The 15,491-nt window shown below is 68.3% G+C and carries 15 protein-coding genes; all 15 read right to left on the reverse strand.

Annotated features, from left to right (window positions below; all coding sequences use genetic code 11):
• Positions 1-20: 20 nt before the first annotated feature.
• Positions 21-1,151, reverse strand: a complete 1,131-nt coding sequence (locus ABD151_RS11950) for an NAD(P)H-dependent flavin oxidoreductase (protein WP_343994596.1) — start codon at positions 1,149-1,151, stop codon at positions 21-23.
• A gap of 48 nt (positions 1,152-1,199) precedes the next feature.
• A complete protein-coding gene (locus tag ABD151_RS11955; RefSeq protein ID WP_343994598.1) occupies positions 1,200-1,595 on the reverse strand; it encodes a Zn-ribbon domain-containing OB-fold protein in 396 nt (131 codons plus the stop codon).
• Between the two features lie 5 nt (positions 1,596-1,600).
• Positions 1,601-2,776, reverse strand: coding sequence for a thiolase C-terminal domain-containing protein (locus ABD151_RS11960; protein ID WP_343994600.1), 1,176 nt, complete (start codon positions 2,774-2,776; stop codon positions 1,601-1,603).
• Entirely contained in the window at positions 2,773-3,249 is a 477-nt protein-coding gene (locus tag ABD151_RS11965; protein WP_343994602.1) for a hotdog family protein, read from the reverse strand. The genes ABD151_RS11960 and ABD151_RS11965 overlap by 4 nt, the downstream gene beginning before the upstream one ends.
• The gene (locus ABD151_RS11970) at positions 3,246-3,860 is read right to left on the reverse strand and encodes an FAS1-like dehydratase domain-containing protein (protein WP_343994604.1); all 615 of its coding nucleotides are present in this window, start codon (positions 3,858-3,860) and stop codon (positions 3,246-3,248) included. The genes ABD151_RS11965 and ABD151_RS11970 overlap by 4 nt, the downstream gene beginning before the upstream one ends.
• Positions 3,857-5,110: a CaiB/BaiF CoA transferase family protein gene (locus ABD151_RS11975; protein ID WP_343994607.1), complete on the reverse strand. Its 1,254-nt coding sequence runs from the start codon at positions 5,108-5,110 to the stop codon at positions 3,857-3,859. The genes ABD151_RS11970 and ABD151_RS11975 overlap by 4 nt, the downstream gene beginning before the upstream one ends.
• Positions 5,107-6,333, reverse strand: a complete 1,227-nt coding sequence (locus ABD151_RS11980) for a CoA transferase (protein WP_343994609.1) — start codon at positions 6,331-6,333, stop codon at positions 5,107-5,109. The genes ABD151_RS11975 and ABD151_RS11980 overlap by 4 nt, the downstream gene beginning before the upstream one ends.
• On the reverse strand, positions 6,326-6,544 hold the full coding sequence (locus ABD151_RS11985) for a ferredoxin (RefSeq protein ID WP_343994610.1): 219 nt from the start codon (positions 6,542-6,544) through the stop codon (positions 6,326-6,328). Before ABD151_RS11985 ends, ABD151_RS11980 begins: the two co-directional genes overlap by 8 nt.
• Before the next feature lie 4 nt (positions 6,545-6,548).
• On the reverse strand, positions 6,549-7,754 hold the full coding sequence (locus ABD151_RS11990; RefSeq protein WP_343994613.1) for a cytochrome P450: 1,206 nt from the start codon (positions 7,752-7,754) through the stop codon (positions 6,549-6,551).
• A gap of 27 nt (positions 7,755-7,781) precedes the next feature.
• Positions 7,782-9,299 (reverse strand): TRAP transporter large permease, encoded by a 1,518-nt coding sequence (locus tag ABD151_RS11995; RefSeq protein ID WP_343994615.1) that lies wholly within the window; start codon positions 9,297-9,299, stop codon positions 7,782-7,784.
• Positions 9,296-9,928 carry a TRAP transporter small permease gene (locus tag ABD151_RS12000; protein ID WP_343994617.1) on the reverse strand — a complete coding sequence of 211 codons (633 nt, stop codon included), beginning with the start codon at positions 9,926-9,928 and terminating at the stop codon, positions 9,296-9,298. Before ABD151_RS12000 ends, ABD151_RS11995 begins: the two co-directional genes overlap by 4 nt.
• A 73-nt stretch (positions 9,929-10,001) precedes the next feature.
• Positions 10,002-11,147, reverse strand: coding sequence for a TRAP transporter substrate-binding protein DctP (gene dctP, locus ABD151_RS12005; protein ID WP_343994619.1), 1,146 nt, complete (start codon positions 11,145-11,147; stop codon positions 10,002-10,004).
• A 371-nt stretch (positions 11,148-11,518) separates the two neighbouring features.
• Positions 11,519-13,876 (reverse strand): arylsulfatase, encoded by a 2,358-nt coding sequence (locus ABD151_RS12010; RefSeq protein WP_343994621.1) that lies wholly within the window; start codon positions 13,874-13,876, stop codon positions 11,519-11,521.
• Positions 13,873-14,658 (reverse strand): SDR family NAD(P)-dependent oxidoreductase, encoded by a 786-nt coding sequence (locus ABD151_RS12015; RefSeq protein WP_343994623.1) that lies wholly within the window; start codon positions 14,656-14,658, stop codon positions 13,873-13,875. Before ABD151_RS12015 ends, ABD151_RS12010 begins: the two co-directional genes overlap by 4 nt.
• Before the next feature lie 47 nt (positions 14,659-14,705).
• The coding region (locus ABD151_RS12020; protein WP_343994626.1) for an acetate--CoA ligase family protein at positions 14,706-15,491 on the reverse strand (786 nt) is incomplete at its 5' end.

The following is a 15,491-nucleotide window of genomic DNA, read 5'->3' on the forward strand; positions in this document are numbered from 1 at the left end:
CCGGCGGACCCGTCCGCGGGTCAGCCGGCGACGGAGCGACGAACTCTCTCGGCCGCGTTCAGAAAGTCCTCGGCCATCTCCCGCACCACCTCACGGACCGGACGCGAGGCATTCAGCAGGCCCACGCCCTGGCCGACGAAGTAGGTCGCGAGGTCCTGAGCCCCCAGGTTGCCCGTCTCTGCCAGCCTGTCGATGCGGGCCAGGGCCCGGCGGGCCAGGACGCTCTGCAACGGCATCGGCAGGGCCTCAGGCCCGTCGGCCGCATCCCAGGCCTCGGTCCAGCCGGAGCGCAGCTGGCGACACGGCTTTCCGGTCCGACTCCGCGAGCGGACCGTGTCACGCGAGGTCGCTGCCAGCAGCTTGCGCACCGTGTGCGGAGCGGTCTCGGACTCCTCCGTGGTCAGCCAGACCGATCCGGTCCAGGCACCGGCCGCACCGAGTGCAACGGCGGCAGCCATCTGACGGCCGGTCACGATCCCGCCCGCGGCCAGCACCGGCACCTCACGTATCGGCCGGATCGCCGCGATCACCTCTGGCACGAGGACCAGCGTCGAGACCTCGCCGACGTGTCCGCCCGCCTCCGAACCCTGTGCGATGAGGAGATCGACTCCTGCCTGCACCTGCTTGACGGCATGCTCCTTGGCGCCAACGAGGGCAGCGACTGGCACGCCCGCCGCCTTGGCCCGCTCGATCATGAACGGCGGCGGAACCCCGAGAGCATTGGCGATCAACCCGATCGGATGGCGGAAGGAGACGTCGAGAAGCGCCTCACCCGTCGCAGCGTCCGGTACCCGGTCGAGGACGAACAGCTCCTCAGGCCCGGCCGGCACGCCACGCTCGGCAAGCAGCTCGCGGACGAACTGCTTGTGCGCGTCCGGCACCTGCCGGGCTAGCTCGTCGCGGGAGATGGACCTCCCGTCCGCCAACGAGTGAGGAACGACGATGTCGACGCCGTAGGGCCGACCATGGACCTGCTCGTCGATCCAGGTCAGCTCCTGCTCCAGCTCCTGCGGCGTGTGGCTGGAGGCGCCGAGCACCCCGAAGCCACCGGCGTTCGTCACCGCAGCGACGACGTCGCGGCAGTGACTGAACGCGAACAGCGGCAGGTCGATCCCGAACCAGTCACAGAGCGCACTGACCTCGGTGGGCACAGGTCCCACCTCCCCTCACCCGATCCTCGGCGTGACCATTCGCCGCCGTCAGGCGAGACTCGCCACCGGAAGGTGCTCGCTGCCCTCTGGCTGCACGAAGCCGACGGTGACCGCCGCGCCCTCCGCGAGGCTGCTGGGGTCCGCCTCGGGGAGCCACAGCGAGAGCCAGGGGCCCTCCTCGAGCTCGACGATCCCGATCACGACGTCCGGAGTGGTCACGTCGTCCTTGGTGCGACCCGGCTTGATCGTCCAGGTCACCAACGTTCCCCGCCCAGACGACTCACGCCACTCCAGGTCATCGGCCTGAGTGACCGAGCAGAAGCGGGCGGCGGGCTCCGACCACTCACCGCTGCTGGGCGAGAAGCGCAGCATCAGTCTGCCGGCCGCGGTGCCGTCGAAGAACGGCGCGGAGAAGTCGTCACGGACCACGGGTGCCAGTGCCATCGCACTCACCGTCCCTTCGAGTGCGAGCTGAGGATCAGGGTGGAGTGGAAGTCGAGCACGCCGCCGTTGCCACTCACCATCTGCAGGTCGTGCTTCTCGACCTGACGCTCGCCGGCCTGCCCGCGAGCCTGGATGATCGCCTCCGACAGGGGCGTCATGCCCCACATGTAGTAGGAGGACAACTCTCCGCCACCCGTGTTGGTGGGGTGGGAGCCGCCCGGAGCGATCGCGCCGCTCGCCACGAACTCACCACCCTCCCCCTTCGCGCAGAAGCCGTAGTCCTCCAGCGTGATCAGCGTCGTGTAGGTGAAGCAGTCATAGATTTGGCGGATGTCGATCTCGTCGACGCCCACCCCTGCCATCTTCAGCGCCGCGGGCCCAGACTGTGCTGCACCGCTGACCAAGCCGAACTCGCTGTCGCGGCGGTTGACGTAACCCGGATGCGCCTGGCCCCAGCCCCAGATGTGGACCGGCGGCTGCTTCAACGAGGCGGCGCGCTCAGCGCTGGTGACCACGACCGCCACCGCACCGTTGCTGACCAGGCAGCAGTCGAGGAGACGCAACGGGTCCGCGATCATCCGCGACGACTGGTGGTCTTCGAGGGTCATGGCGTCGCGCATCTGAGCGTGCGGATTCATCCGCGCCCATTCGCGAGCGGCAACGGCCACTGCTCCGAACTGCTCCGAGGTGGTTCCGTAGGCGTTCATGTGGCGTCGCGCTCCCACGGCGTACCGCTCCGGTGCCGCCTTGAGGCCGGCCGCGAACGGCAGCGAGCCGACACCAACCATGGCGCGAGCCTGGCCCGGGTAGGCGGCCCCGGCACGCTTTCCCTCCTTGAGGGGAGCGTCGGCATAGACGCAGACCACGACGTCGGCCATCCCGGCCTCGATCGCCAGCGATGCGTACTGCACCATCTGCCCGGCAGAGGAGCCGAATCCCTGGAGGGTGGCGAGCACGCGCGTGTCACGCATGCCCAGCGTCGACTGCAGCCGCATGTCGGTGTCGTTCTTGATGCCGGGGTTCACGTAGAGACCGTCGACGTCAGAGAGCCGAAGGCCCGCGTCCGCAACGGCACTGGTGATGGCCTCGACGGCGAAGTCCGTGGCGGAGCGACCGTAGACCTTCCCCATCTCGGTGATCCCGAGACCGACGATCGCGGTACGGGGGGACTCGATGCTCATGCGCTCTCCTCGTTCTGCGACGTGTCCACAGGCAGCAGCACTTCGACGGTGCCCGGTCCGACGGTGATGCCGGTCGGGCCTTCGCAGCGAACGGCGACCTCCACCACGCCGACGGGCCCGTCCGGTCCCTGTTCGATGCGCGTCGCCGTGACCTCTCCGAGCACCCGCATGGTGGTCCCGACGAAGTTGAACGACCGCATCCGGAAGCCGCGGATCGCGCGGATCCTGCCGGTGGCGCCGCACCAATCCCGGACCAGTCGCTCCCACGAGCTCATCAGGAACGAGGTGTTGGCGTACATCTCCTCAGCACCGGTGGACCGCGCGTACTCGGTGTTGTGGTGGATCGAGTTGAAGTCGCGGTTGCTCCCGGCTGCCATCACCAGCCGATAGACGGTCAGCGGCAGCGCGACCTCGGGGAGCGGCTCGCCGACGGCGACCTCCTCGAAGCGGCGGCCGGTCAGAACAGTGCTCACCGTGCGGCCTCCTTCTTCGGGTGCGGGACATAGGCGTAGGTGCCGATCCGGATCCGGCCGACCACCTCGGGCTCGGCGTCGGCGACGCCTGCGGGACGAGAGACGATCTCGCTCTCCCAGGTCATGAAGGCACCGCGACCGACACCGGTCTCCTTGGGCTTGCAGGCGACCAGGCGCTTGCCTCGCCGACCGAGGTGCTCGCCGGCGGTGACCTCGCGGTCGAAGTCGAGCTCGATGTCGGTCCCGAAGAAGCCGGTCGTCTTCGGGCCGAGCCCCAGGTCGGCGTTGTTGATCGCGCTGTGCACGGGCTGGGCGTTGCGCTCGTCTGAGTCGAAGAGCACCTCTCCGGGCTGCCAGGCAGCCGGGATCGTCCAGGCGATCACACCGGTGGCCGGCATGACCACGTCATCATGACCCGCAGCACGTGCCGCTGCCGCGTCGGTGTGGAGGGCGCAGTCGAGCTCGAGCGGCTCGAGGTAACGGCGGATCGCGCCGGCCTCCACCGGATCACCGCCCCACGTCGTCTTCCCGTCCAGAAAGTCGCGCCCGACGGCGTCGACCACCTCCTGCCACGGTGCTGTCCAGTCCGTGCCGCTCGTGTCGGCGGTCATCGCAGGATTCCTCCTTCTCGCAGCGCGTCGATGCGCGCCTCGTCGTAGCCGAGCAGGTCGCGCAGGACCACCTCGTTGTCCTGTCCCAGCGCGGGAGCCGCTCGTCGTGGCGCGCCAGGCGTCTCGGAGAGCCGGTAGCGCGGCCCCTCGACGAAGGTCCGGCCGTGCGTCGGGTGCGGCAGCTCCACCAGGTGCCCCCGGTGGGCCAGCTGCGGTTCGTGCGGGTAGTCGTCGCTGGTGACGGCCGCATGGGCCGGGACGCCGAGGAGTTGGAGAGCCTCCTCGACCGCAGTCGCCGACCGCTCCGCGGTCCATGCCGAGATCACCTGCTCCAGCTCGTCCTCCATCGCCCGGCGTCCGTCGGCGGTGGCCAGGTCGTCCCGCTCGGCGAGGTCCTCACGCCCGATCGCGCGGGCCAGAGCCTGCCACTCGGCGCGGTCGCGCACGGAGATCACCACGAACCGCTCCGCGCCCTCCACGCTCCGGGCGGGGAAGACACCGTGCGGAGCCGCCTGCGCGTCACGGTTTCCGTGGCGTTCGGCGATGGTTCCGTCGAACCCGTAGTGGGCAACCTGCGGGGAGAGGAAGAAGATGCCGGCCTCGACCTGTGCGACGTCGATGTAGGCACCCTCGCCAGTACGCCGTCGGTTCTCGAGGGCCGCGAGCAGGGTCACCAGCGCCAGCCGAGGACCGACGTAGTCGGTGTAGGGGCCGAACGTGCCCATCGGCAGGCGGTCCTGATAGCCGACGAGGTGCTGGAAGCCGCTGAGGGAGGAGCCCACGTTGCCGAATCCCGCGAGCTTCGACCACGGCCCGTCCTGGCCGGCGATCGAGGTGCTGAGCATGACCAGGTCGGGCTTGTCAGCACGCAAGGTCTCATAGTCGAGGCCCCACTTGCGCAGTTGGCCGGGCGAGAAGGACTCCACGACGACGTCGGCCCAACCGACGAGATCACGGACGACCTGCTGGCCCTCTGCGGATTTGAGGTCGAGCGTCAAGCCGAGCTTGCCGGCATTGCAGTTGCCGAAGAGCGCTGAGCCCTCCTTGTCCTGCCTGCCACCGTGGAAGGGCTGCATCAGGCGTGCCGTCTCGACCCGCACACTGGACTCGATGCGCACCACTTCGGCGCCGAAGTCAGCAAGCGCGCGGCCTACCAAGGGACCAGCGACCACCCACGAGAGGTCGAGCACCTTGAGCCCCGCGAGCGCATCGACCCGCGGCTCCGCACTGCTGGCATTGGTCAGATTCATTGCTCCCCCAACCACTCTTTGGCGACGATGTCGTCGTGCTCTCCGACCATGGGCGCGCGCCCACGGGCGCGCGGTCCCTCTGGCCCGAGCACCTGGGCGAAGCGGCCCGGAATCGCTACGGGCTCCCGGGCCCCCGGCAGGTCGACGTCGACCCAGAAGTCTCGGTGCGCGAGGTGAGGGCTCTGCGCCAGGTCGGACATGTCGAAGATCGCCATGCAGAGCAGGCGTCGGCGGATCGCGGCCTCGAGCACCTCTGCCTTGGTCTTGCCCAGCAGGAACGCACGGACGGCGGCACGCGCCTCGTCCAGCTGATCGTGGCTGAGCTCACCGGAGACCAGCTTGTCCGGTACGACACGCCAGTCCCAGGAGGAGATGGGCTCGCCCACCCCTCCCTCCTCGGCGATCCACGCGAAGAGGTTGTTGGTGAAGGCTCCGGCGGCTGGGCCCATCGACAGGTGCAGCTCGACCATCCCGTCGCGGCAATGCCACTTCTTCAGACTGTTGGGCGTCGCTGCGCCCGATCCGCTCTGATCGGTGCGCCCACCCGAAGGGCGGCCCGGGGTGGTCTGCCACTCCGGGTGATCGTCGCCGACGGCGGTCGCCAGCACCCGAGCCAGCGTGGCCACGCCGATCGAGGCCTGGGCCGAGACGTCGACCACTTGGCCACGCCCGACCTGCGCACGAGCGAGCACGGCCAACAAGGCACCGGCTGCGGCGTCGGAGGCGGCGTGCAGGTAGGCCTGCGGCACGGAGATTCGCAGCGGCGGCAGGTCGCCGTCCCGGTGCGGCGCCAACGGCCCGCCAGCAGCCCAGACCACGAGGTCGGTGTCGGCATACTCCGCCTTCGGCCCGTCCCACCCGAAGGCGGAGATGATCGTGTAGACCGCTTCGGGGTTCTCAGCGTGCACGGCGACCGGGTCCAGCCCGAGGGCCTCCACCTGTGCCCGGGGCCACGAGGTGATCACGATGTCGGCCACGCCGGCCAGGGCTCGCAACCGGGCCACCGAGCTCTCGTCAGCGAGATCGGCGCTGACGCCTCGCTTCCCGGCCGCGAACGTCTCCCAGTAGAGCGAGACATCGCCGGCCAGCGGTGGGGCCTGGCGCCCCGGCGATCCGCCCAGCGGCTCCACCTGCACGACGTCCGCGCCCAGGTCCGCGAGCAACCGACCGCAGAGCAGGCCGCGCTCGTCGGTCAGGTCGAGGACCCGGAGGTGCTCAAGCATCGGTCGGCGTCGCAGTCGCCAACACGGCGATCGCGCCCTCCGGGCACGCGTCGGCGGCGTCCTCCGCCTGCCCGATGAGCGCGTCCGGAATGCTCCAGCAACGTCCGCGCTCGGCGACGAAGCCCTCGTCGTCGTCGCTCAACAGGTCCGGTGCCACCGCATAGCAACGGCCGTGGCCCATGCACTTGTCGGCCTCGATCGAGATGAACATCTGCTCAGACCTCCCACTCCAGCGGCAGCGACGCCATGCTCAGCTGCACGCCGCGCTCCCGCAGCTCGGTTCCCGGCGCCACCCGGTACTCGGGAATGCGCTTGTGCCACTCCTCCAGGACGACCTTGAGCTCAAGACGTGCGAGGTGCATGCCCAGGCAACGGTGCGGTCCGCCACCGAACGCCAGGTGTTGGTTGGCATTGGGCCGGTGGAGATCGAACTGGTCGGGGTTCTCGAACTTGCGCGGGTCACGGTTGGCCTGCGCGACGCCGAGCCAGACCACATCACCCGTGTCCAGCTTGAGGTCCTCGAACCTCTGCGGCTCCTGAACCTCACGGCCGGCCTGGAACACCAGGGGATAGAGACGAAGGAACTCCTCGACCGCCTTGGGAATCAGGGCGGGGTCGTCGATCAGCGCCTGGCGGTCCGCCGGGTTGTTCGCCAGATGCGCGTAGATGTAGCCGAGCGCACTACGCGTGGTGTCGAGCCCCGCCAGCATCAGCGTCAGGCAGATGGTGAGAATCTCGTCCTGGGTCAGCGGCACATCGTCGATGCGCGCCTCGACCAGGCGGGTGACCATGTCCTCCTTCGGATCCCGAGGGTTGGCTCGGCGCTCGTTCACCGCGTCGTCGAAGTAGCTCATGATGCTCGACTTCGCCGCCGCCGCCCGGGCTGGATCACCTGCGAGCAATGCGCTGAAGTAGTCGTCGGACCACTCCAAGAACTGCTCGCCGTCGCTGACCGGCAGGCCGAGCAGTGCGAGGAACATGTCGGTCGGGTAGCGGATCGCGAACTCGGCGACGAAGTCGCAGGAGCCCACCCCCTGGATCTCCTCGATCAGCTCGATGCAACGTTGCTGGGCCATCGGCTCCATCCGGCGGACCGCCGCCGGCGCGAAGAACTGGTTGAGGATCCGTCGCAGCTTCACGTGCTCCGCACCGTTGAGGTCCTGGGGCAGCAACGGCTCGCCGGACACGTCAGGGCGAAGCGCGGACCGGACCGCGGTGGTCCAGTTCTCGTGCTGCTGGAAGCCCTCGCGGACGTCGTCGTAGCGCTGCAGCATGAAGAACCCGCGCTCGGTGGTGTCGTTGAAGAGGAAGCGTGCCTCCTCACGGTCCTGGTCGAGCATGCGGTAGTGCTCGTAGATCGGCGTCGTCCCGGTGAAGTCGGTGTGCGCGACCGGGCAACCCCGGTGGGTGGTCTCAGTCATGGTGAGGTCCTTTCGTTTCCCGGGAGATCACTGATTGCTTGATGCCATCTCAGGTATCCATGTGCTGATCTCCGGGAAGAAGATCAGGATCACCGTGACCAGGATGGCCATGGGCATGAACCACCAGCAGGCGTTGAAGACATCGTTCAGCCTGATGTTCTGGCCTTGGTTGACCTCGGGCTCCTTCGTGATCTGGTGGATGATGAAGGCGAGGATCCCGACTGGTGGCGTGACCACGGCGAGCTCGCCCATCAGAACGGCGAAGGCGCCGTACCAGAGCAGGGAGATCTCCAGGGACTCCAGCGTCGGCATGAGGATCGGGATGGTGAGCACCATCATCGGCAGCGGCTCCATGAAGGTGCCGAGCACGATGTAGACCACCATCATCATCAGCAGGAACGACACCCGATTGAGGTCCATCGACTCGACCAGCTCGGCGAACCCGGTGCTGATCCCGGTCAGCGTGAACATCCGGGAGAGCGCCTCGACGCCGATCAGCATGAAGAAGATGGCGCCCACACTGCTGATCGTGGCCACGGAGGCGTCCGCGATGGCGCGGAACGGGCCGTTGCCCCACTTCCAGATGAAGGTGATGACCAGCGACACCACCGCAGCTGCGGCACCGGCCTCAGTCGCTGTGAACGTGCCGGAGAACATGCCCCACACGATCACCAGGACCAGCACTGGCACCGGCCAGATCTTGACCAGGCTGCCGAAGCGGTCACCCCAGGTGACCTGTGCGGCCTCCGCCTTGAGGTCGACGGCGGGTGCCCAACGCTTGGCGAAGATCACGATCATCACCGTGAACAGGACGGCGACCAGGATGCCGGGGCCGATGCCGGCAAGGAGCTGCGGGCCGATCGGGACCTCCGCGATGCCGGCGTAGATCACCAGCATGATGCTCGGCGGGATCAGCTGCCCGGGGAGTCCGGCGACGATCACGGCACCGATCGCGAGGCGCTTGTCGTAGCCGGCCTTCAGCATCTCGGGGATGCCGATGCGGGCGAGCGCGTAGGCCGTGCCGACCGAGGAGCCACTCACCGACGCCAGTCCGGCACCCGCGATGTTGGTTCCGACGGCGAGCCCACCGGGCATCCAGCCGAGCCACTTGCGCCCGGCGGAGTAGAGGCTCTCCGTCAGCCCGGCGCGCCAGAGCAGAAGGCCCATCAGGATGAACATGGGCACCACGCTGAGGGTCCACTCGGTGACCTGGCCGTAGGGGAGCGTGCGGAACATGCTCTCGACGAGCAGCTCTCCGCGCAGCGCGTACATGCCCAGGAACGCGGGCACGATCATCGCCAGCGCGACCGGCAGGCGCAGGAAGATCAGGCAGAGCATCAGGACGATCGCGGAGAGGCCGATCGCCTCGGGGACCAGCGGCAGGAACATCGCCACGGTCGAGCCGATCAGCAGGGTCATGGTGATCGCGAAGATCACCCACGACGAGCGTCCCGAGGTCTTGGGGTGGTCGGTCAGGCCAGGTCCGTCTCCGGCACTGTTCCCAGCCACGGTCTCCGCAGTGGCGTCAACGGTGTCGGCACTCATCGTGCCTCCTTCTTGGTGTTCGGCGCACGGTCGCCGGCCTGCTGCGCTGCGGCAGCCTCCTCGGCCTCACGTGCCTCCATCTCTTCGAGCTCGTCGAGAAGGAGCAGGTCATCGGGATCGGTGACGATGTGCTGGCTGTCACCCTTGATCAGCGCCCGGCCCGCGGCCCAGAGCAACTGAACAGTCATCACGGCGAAGGCGAGCGGCACCAGGTAGTAGGGCTCCCAGGCCGAGAGGTCGCTGACGCCGGCGGTCTTCTCGATGTCGTGCGCGTGCACTGCCTCCTCCCAGCCGTACTTGGCGAAGCCGGCGCATACCAGCGCGGCGAGGAGAGAGAGGACGGCCAGCACGTAGCGCTTGGTGACCTCAGGCAGCCGCTCATAGATCAGGTCGGCAGCGATGTGCTGCCCCCTCGCCTGGGCGGCCATGAAGCCGAGGAAGGCGATGATCGGCAGATACCAGTACTGCGTCACCTCGAGCGTGTCGGCGATCGGTTCGTTCTTGAAGGTCCGCAGGATCGCGTTCGCGGTGATGTGGAACATCATCGCGAAGGTCACGACGACGGCCGGGACCTCGATCAACAGCGCCGGCTTCAGCCATGCCGGACGCCGGGGTCCTGGGTTGCTCATCTCATCTCCATCGGAAGGAGGGTGCTGGTGGCCCGGGTTGCGGGCCACCAGCTGCGTTGGTCCTGATCGGCGATCAGGAGGGACGGTGCTCCGCGAGGATCTCGTCATAGAACATCGTCGTGAACTCGCTCAGGTCGATCGAGTCCTTGTTCTCGGCGAACCAGGCGCCGAAGTCGGCGTACTCGACATCGTCGAGACCGAGACCCTCGACCTTCTCCTGCCAGGCCTGGTTCGCGCTCTGCATCGACTCCACCAGGGCATTGCCGTCAGCCACCGCGTCGGTGCCTGCGATGCCCTTCAACAGCTCTTCGTTCTTCGCCTGCAGCTTCGCCCGTGCGTCGTCCTCGAAGGCGTTGATGCTGCCCTTGGACTTCGCCACCACGTCGGCCATCTCGGCGTTGTTGGTGAAGATCTTCTCCTCGACGTTCGCCGCGACGAAGACGTCGAGGCGGTCCCACAGCAGCTGCTGGGCAACGAGCGGCAGGGTCTCCCAGGTGGTCTTGCTGAAGGTCAGCGCACCCGGTGCGACGGAGAAGCCCGCCGCAGGGTCGATGGTGACGAACGGTGCCTCGGCCAGGAAGCCGCCCAGCACCGCCACGGTGGGCGTCGAGACGGTGCAGTCGACGACGCCACGCTGCAGGCTCTCGTAGAGCTCGGTGTAGGGAACCGAGGAGGGCGCGCCGCCGAGTGCCTCGATCTCCGCGGACTGGGAGCGCCCGCCGGAGCCGACCGAGGTGCCCTTGAGGTCAGCCAGACTGGTGCGCGCCTGGGAGCAGAACAGCGCGTTGGCACCGGAGTTGTAGACGGGAACCAAGGGCACCATGCCGTGGTCGTCGAACTCCGCCATGATCTCTTCGGTCTCGAAGGCAACCTGGTTCGGCCAGGCGTTGGAGCTCAGGACCCCCTCGATCGCGCTGTGGTCCGAGATGAAGCCGCCGTCGATCAGCGCCGCGTTGGCGGGGAACTCGCTGGGGTCGTAGATCGGCAGCACCGACGCGATGTCCAGGCGGCCGTCGGTCAGCGCCTCGTCGGCCTCGGTCGGCTCTGCCACGGCGTTCGAGTAGGAGATGTCGAACTTGATCTTGCCGCCCGACCACTCCTCGACAGCCGCGTAGTACTTCTCCTGCGGCAAGCCGGTCATCGACCCCTTGGGGGCCGGGGTCTGGGTGAGGAGGGTGATCTCGTCGATGTCCTCGAACGCCTCCTGGTACTCCTCCATGGTGGCGCCGGCTTTGATGCCGTCGCCGCCAGACTGATCTGCGCCGCCCGATTCGGCACACCCTGCCAGGGCTCCTGCCCCGACCAGCATTGCTGCGGCGAACACTCCTGTTCGCCGCGAACCCAGCACTCTGTTCATGAGCCTGAATCTCCGTCCTACGGTTGCGCCCTCATCGGGCCTGCCTCGTGATGGACATCACGACACGCATAATCATTAACCTAGATTCCCAGTGCGTCAAGAGACCATGCGCATGAATTTTCCGGCGTCACCTCGACGCCTCCCCAACGCAACTCCGGTGACCCCCGTCACCCTCTCAGGCGGGTCATCGACGGTGCACTGCGGCTCCCCGGGTCTCGATCAGACCCGTGGCGTCACTGCATGCCGAGTGCCACGGCGCGAGCCTCCGCGAGCCGGGCATCCACCTGGTCCCAGGTCGCCGGGTCCGGGTAGTAGGTCGCCGACCTCAGGACCCCGGTGAACGGGAAGCTCCGGCGCCTCTCATAGATGTCCCAGGAGACCGGGGAGCGCCGGCAGACGCCGACGTCGATGCCCTCGAACGGCAGATAGGAGAGGAACCGGAGCAGGCCGGGAACGCGCAGCCGCTGCTCGCCGTCGACCAGCACGGTGGCGGTCCACCTGCCGCCGTCCACCTCCATCCTCAGCTCCAGCGCCGAGGACGGTTCGGTCATCGCAACGGGCCCGAAGCGGTGTGGGGCGCCGTACTGGTTCTGCTCCAGCCACAGCGCACCGTCCTCGACATGCAGTTGGTAGCCGCCGCCTTGGCCGCCATGCGCGAGCACCACGCCCTCGTCACCCGGGCGATAGGACCAATCGACGGTGACCCGCCACGAGAGGCCCTGAATGAGGAAGCCGCACTGATGCCGCTCGAGAGTCGGCGTGCCGGCGAGGATCCGCACCGGCTCCGGTGGCCGCCGCGGCGGATGCTGGAGGAACTTGACCTTGGACCCCTCGTCGAGCGGATAGACCTGATTCGCCCGAGCGGCCTGGTCGAACGCCTCCTGGAGCTCCGCCAGCTTCTCGGGATGCTCGTCGGCAAGGTCCCGCCGCTGGGTCACGTCGGAGGCGTCGAAGAGCTCCCAGCGGTCCGCCGCGAACGGCACGCCCGGACGCCGGTGCGTGGCCGCCTCCCAACCGTCGCGGTAGAAGCCCCGATTGCCGACGCACTCGGTGTACTGCTCGAGGTGCGAGCTCGGCGCCTCGGGATCGGGGACGGTGGGGGCGAAGCTGACCCCGTGCAGGTCGGATGCAGGCATCCCGTTGCGCTCGGCAGGCAGCTCCAGGCCCAGCAGGTCGACGAGCGTCGGCAGCACGTCGGTCACGTGGGCGTACTGACGCCGGATCGAGGTTCCACCACGCTCCAGGCCCTGCGGCCAGGAGACGATCAATGGCGACTGCTGGCCACCCCGCAGCGCACTGAACTTGTAGAGCCGGAAGGGCGTATTGCACGCCATCGCCCAGCCGCGCGGATAGTGCGGCCAGGTCGTCGGACCGCCGAGGGCGTCGAGACGCTCCGGCAGCTGCTCGTCCACCTGCGGGACCACGCCGGGCGTCTGCATGTAGCCGAAGTAGGTCGCGGTACCGGTGTCGTTGCTGCTTGCCCAGCTCGGCCGCGGCCGCGGCTGGTCAGTCAACCGAGCCGCGCCATTGTCGCTGCAGAAGAGAATGACGGTGTTCTCCAGCTCGCCCATCTCGGCGAGCAGAGCACGCACCCGGCCGACGCTGCGGTCGATGGCGTCGACCATTGCCGCGTACACCTCCATGTGCCGGGCGTGCACCCTCTGCTCCGTGGGGTTCAGCTCCGACCAGGCACCCACCTCGTGGCCGTCCTCCTGGTTGCGCGGCGGAAGCTCGGCGTCAGGAGGCATCACGCCGTGCTCGATCTGCTTGGCCAGGCGCCGCTCGCGGACGACGTCCCAGCCCTCGTCGTACCTTCCGCGCTGCCGAGCGATGTCCTCGGCCTTCGCATGCATCGGCGCGTGCACCGCGCCATGGGAGAAGTAGAGGAAGAAGGGCTTGTCGCGATCCGCGGCACGGACCTCGCGGATCATCCGAAGCGCGCGGTCGGTGAGGTCGTCGGTCAGGTAGTAGTCGTCGGGGTACTCATCGACGTGCACCACCGAGTTGCCCTCGTAGAGGCGGTGCGGGTGATGGAAGTCGGTCAGCGCTTCGAGGAAGCCGTAGTACTGATCGAACCCACGCTGCAGCGGCCAGTTGTGCCGGTGACCCGCCTCGTGGAAGTCGTCCTCCTTGCACAGGTGCCACTTGCCCACCATGAGTGTCGCGTAGCCGTTGGATCGGAAGACCTCCGGCATCGTCGGCTGGCTGAGCGGCAACTCAGAGTGATAGCCCGGGAAGCCCGGGTCGATGTGGGTGGGGAACCCGATGCCCGCGGCATGGGCGTTGAGGCCCGTCATCAGGGCCGCCCGCGTGGGCGAGCACAGCGGCGTGACCCGGAAGTTCGTGTACTGCAGACCGGCATCCGCCGTCGCGTCCAGGTGCGGAGTCGCGATCTCGGACCCGAAGCATCCGATGTCGGAGAAGCCGAGATCGTCAGCGAGGATCACGACGACGTTCGGGCTGCCGGCAGGGGCTTGCGCGGGAGCAGGCGGCCACCAGGGCTCTGACTCCGCCATGGTGGTCCGCACCTGACCGCCGAAGCCCGCATAGGGCTGGAACGGGCGTGACCCGGCCGTGCTCCCATCGGTCACCGCAGACCACGCCAAGCCATGAGACCGCCGTCGACGGGCAGGGTCACGCCGGTGAGGAACGAGGCCTCGTCCGACGCCAGGAAGCAGACCACGTCAGCGACCTCCTTGGGCGTGCCGAACCGCGGGATCAGGTGAGCACCGGTCATCAGCCACTCCTGACGCTCCGGGTCCGGCGCAGACGCGATCCGCTCGAGGGCCATCGGTGTCTCGATCGAACCGGGCGCGAATGCGTTGCAGCGCACCTCGGGCGACAGCGCGATCGCAGTCGCCTTCGTCAGTTGCACCACGGCGCCCTTGCTCGCCACGTAGGCCGGGGTGGCGTATCCGGTGAGCCCGGCGACCGAGGCGGCGTTGACGATCGAGGGCCCCCGGGTCGACGCCCGCAGGGCCGCGCTCGCCGCCTGGGTGGCCAGGTAGACCGCCTTGACGTTGATGTCGAAGACCCGATCCCAGACGTGCTCGGGAAGCCTCTCGACGGTCGCGTCGTCAGGCGCGAAGGCCGAATCGATCACCCCAGCGTTGTTGACGAGGGTGTCCAGCCCACCGCCTCCCCGCAGCGCCGTCTCCACCATCGAGCGGACCTGCGCCGAGTCGCTCAGGTCCACACCCACGACCTGGCCCTTGCCGCCCGCAGCCTCGACCAACGCCAGAGTCTCCTCTGCGCCTTCGATCGAGAGGTCGGCAACGGACACGAAGGCCGCGCCCCGCCGCGCCATCTCGACCGCGATCTCACGGCCCATGCCTTGGGCCGCGCCGGTAACCAGGACTCGCTTGTCGTGCATTCTGCTCCTCGGATCAGTAGGTGGTCGGGGTGACGCTGCTCGGGCCGTCAGGTACGCCAGGTCACCAGCGCGTCGAGAGCCTCGACGGTGGCACCGTCGACCCGCAGGGGGTTGATCTCGAGCGAGTCGAAGGCAGCACCGTGCTGCTCGGCCAGCGCGCTGGCCAGGCGTCCGATGCTGGCGATGGCCGAGGCCAGGGCAGCACGGTCCGCCGCCGGGCGGCCCCGAACCCCGTCGAGGAGAGCGCCGCCCCTCAGCCGGTCGAGCATCCGTCGGACCGTCTCCTCATCTGCCGGGAGCGGAGCGAGGACCACGTCATCGAGAACCTCGACCAGCACACCGCCGAGACCGACGGCGAGCAGCAGACCCCAGTCCTCGTCGCGTGTGACGCCGACCAGCAGTTCGACCGCCGCATCGCGCATCGGTGAGACGAGCACACCGTCCAAGCGCGCATCAGGGCGGGCTGCCTGACAGACGGCGATGATCGAGTCGTACTCGGCTGCAGCACCGTCAGGATCGACACCGAGCCGCACTCCTCCGATATCGCTCTTGTGCGCGATGTCCGAGGAGACGATCTTCATGGCCACGGGGACACCCAGCTCTGCTGCCGCCTTCCCCGCTGCCTCGGCGTCATGCACATGCAAGGAGGGGACGACAGGAATGCCCGCAGCGACCAGATGCTCGCGCGCCGCCGCCTCGGAGAGCGGTTGCGCATCGACCGCGGGGATGGCGACCCTCTGCTCCTCCGGACGCGGAAGGGCGCGACGCTGTGACCAATCGGCGATCCGGGCGACGCCGTCCACGGCCAGCCGCAAGCCGGGGACCACATGCTC

It is taken from the genome of Nocardioides dubius, assembly GCF_039528155.1.
GTDB lineage: Bacteria > Actinomycetota > Actinomycetes > Propionibacteriales > Nocardioidaceae > Nocardioides > Nocardioides dubius.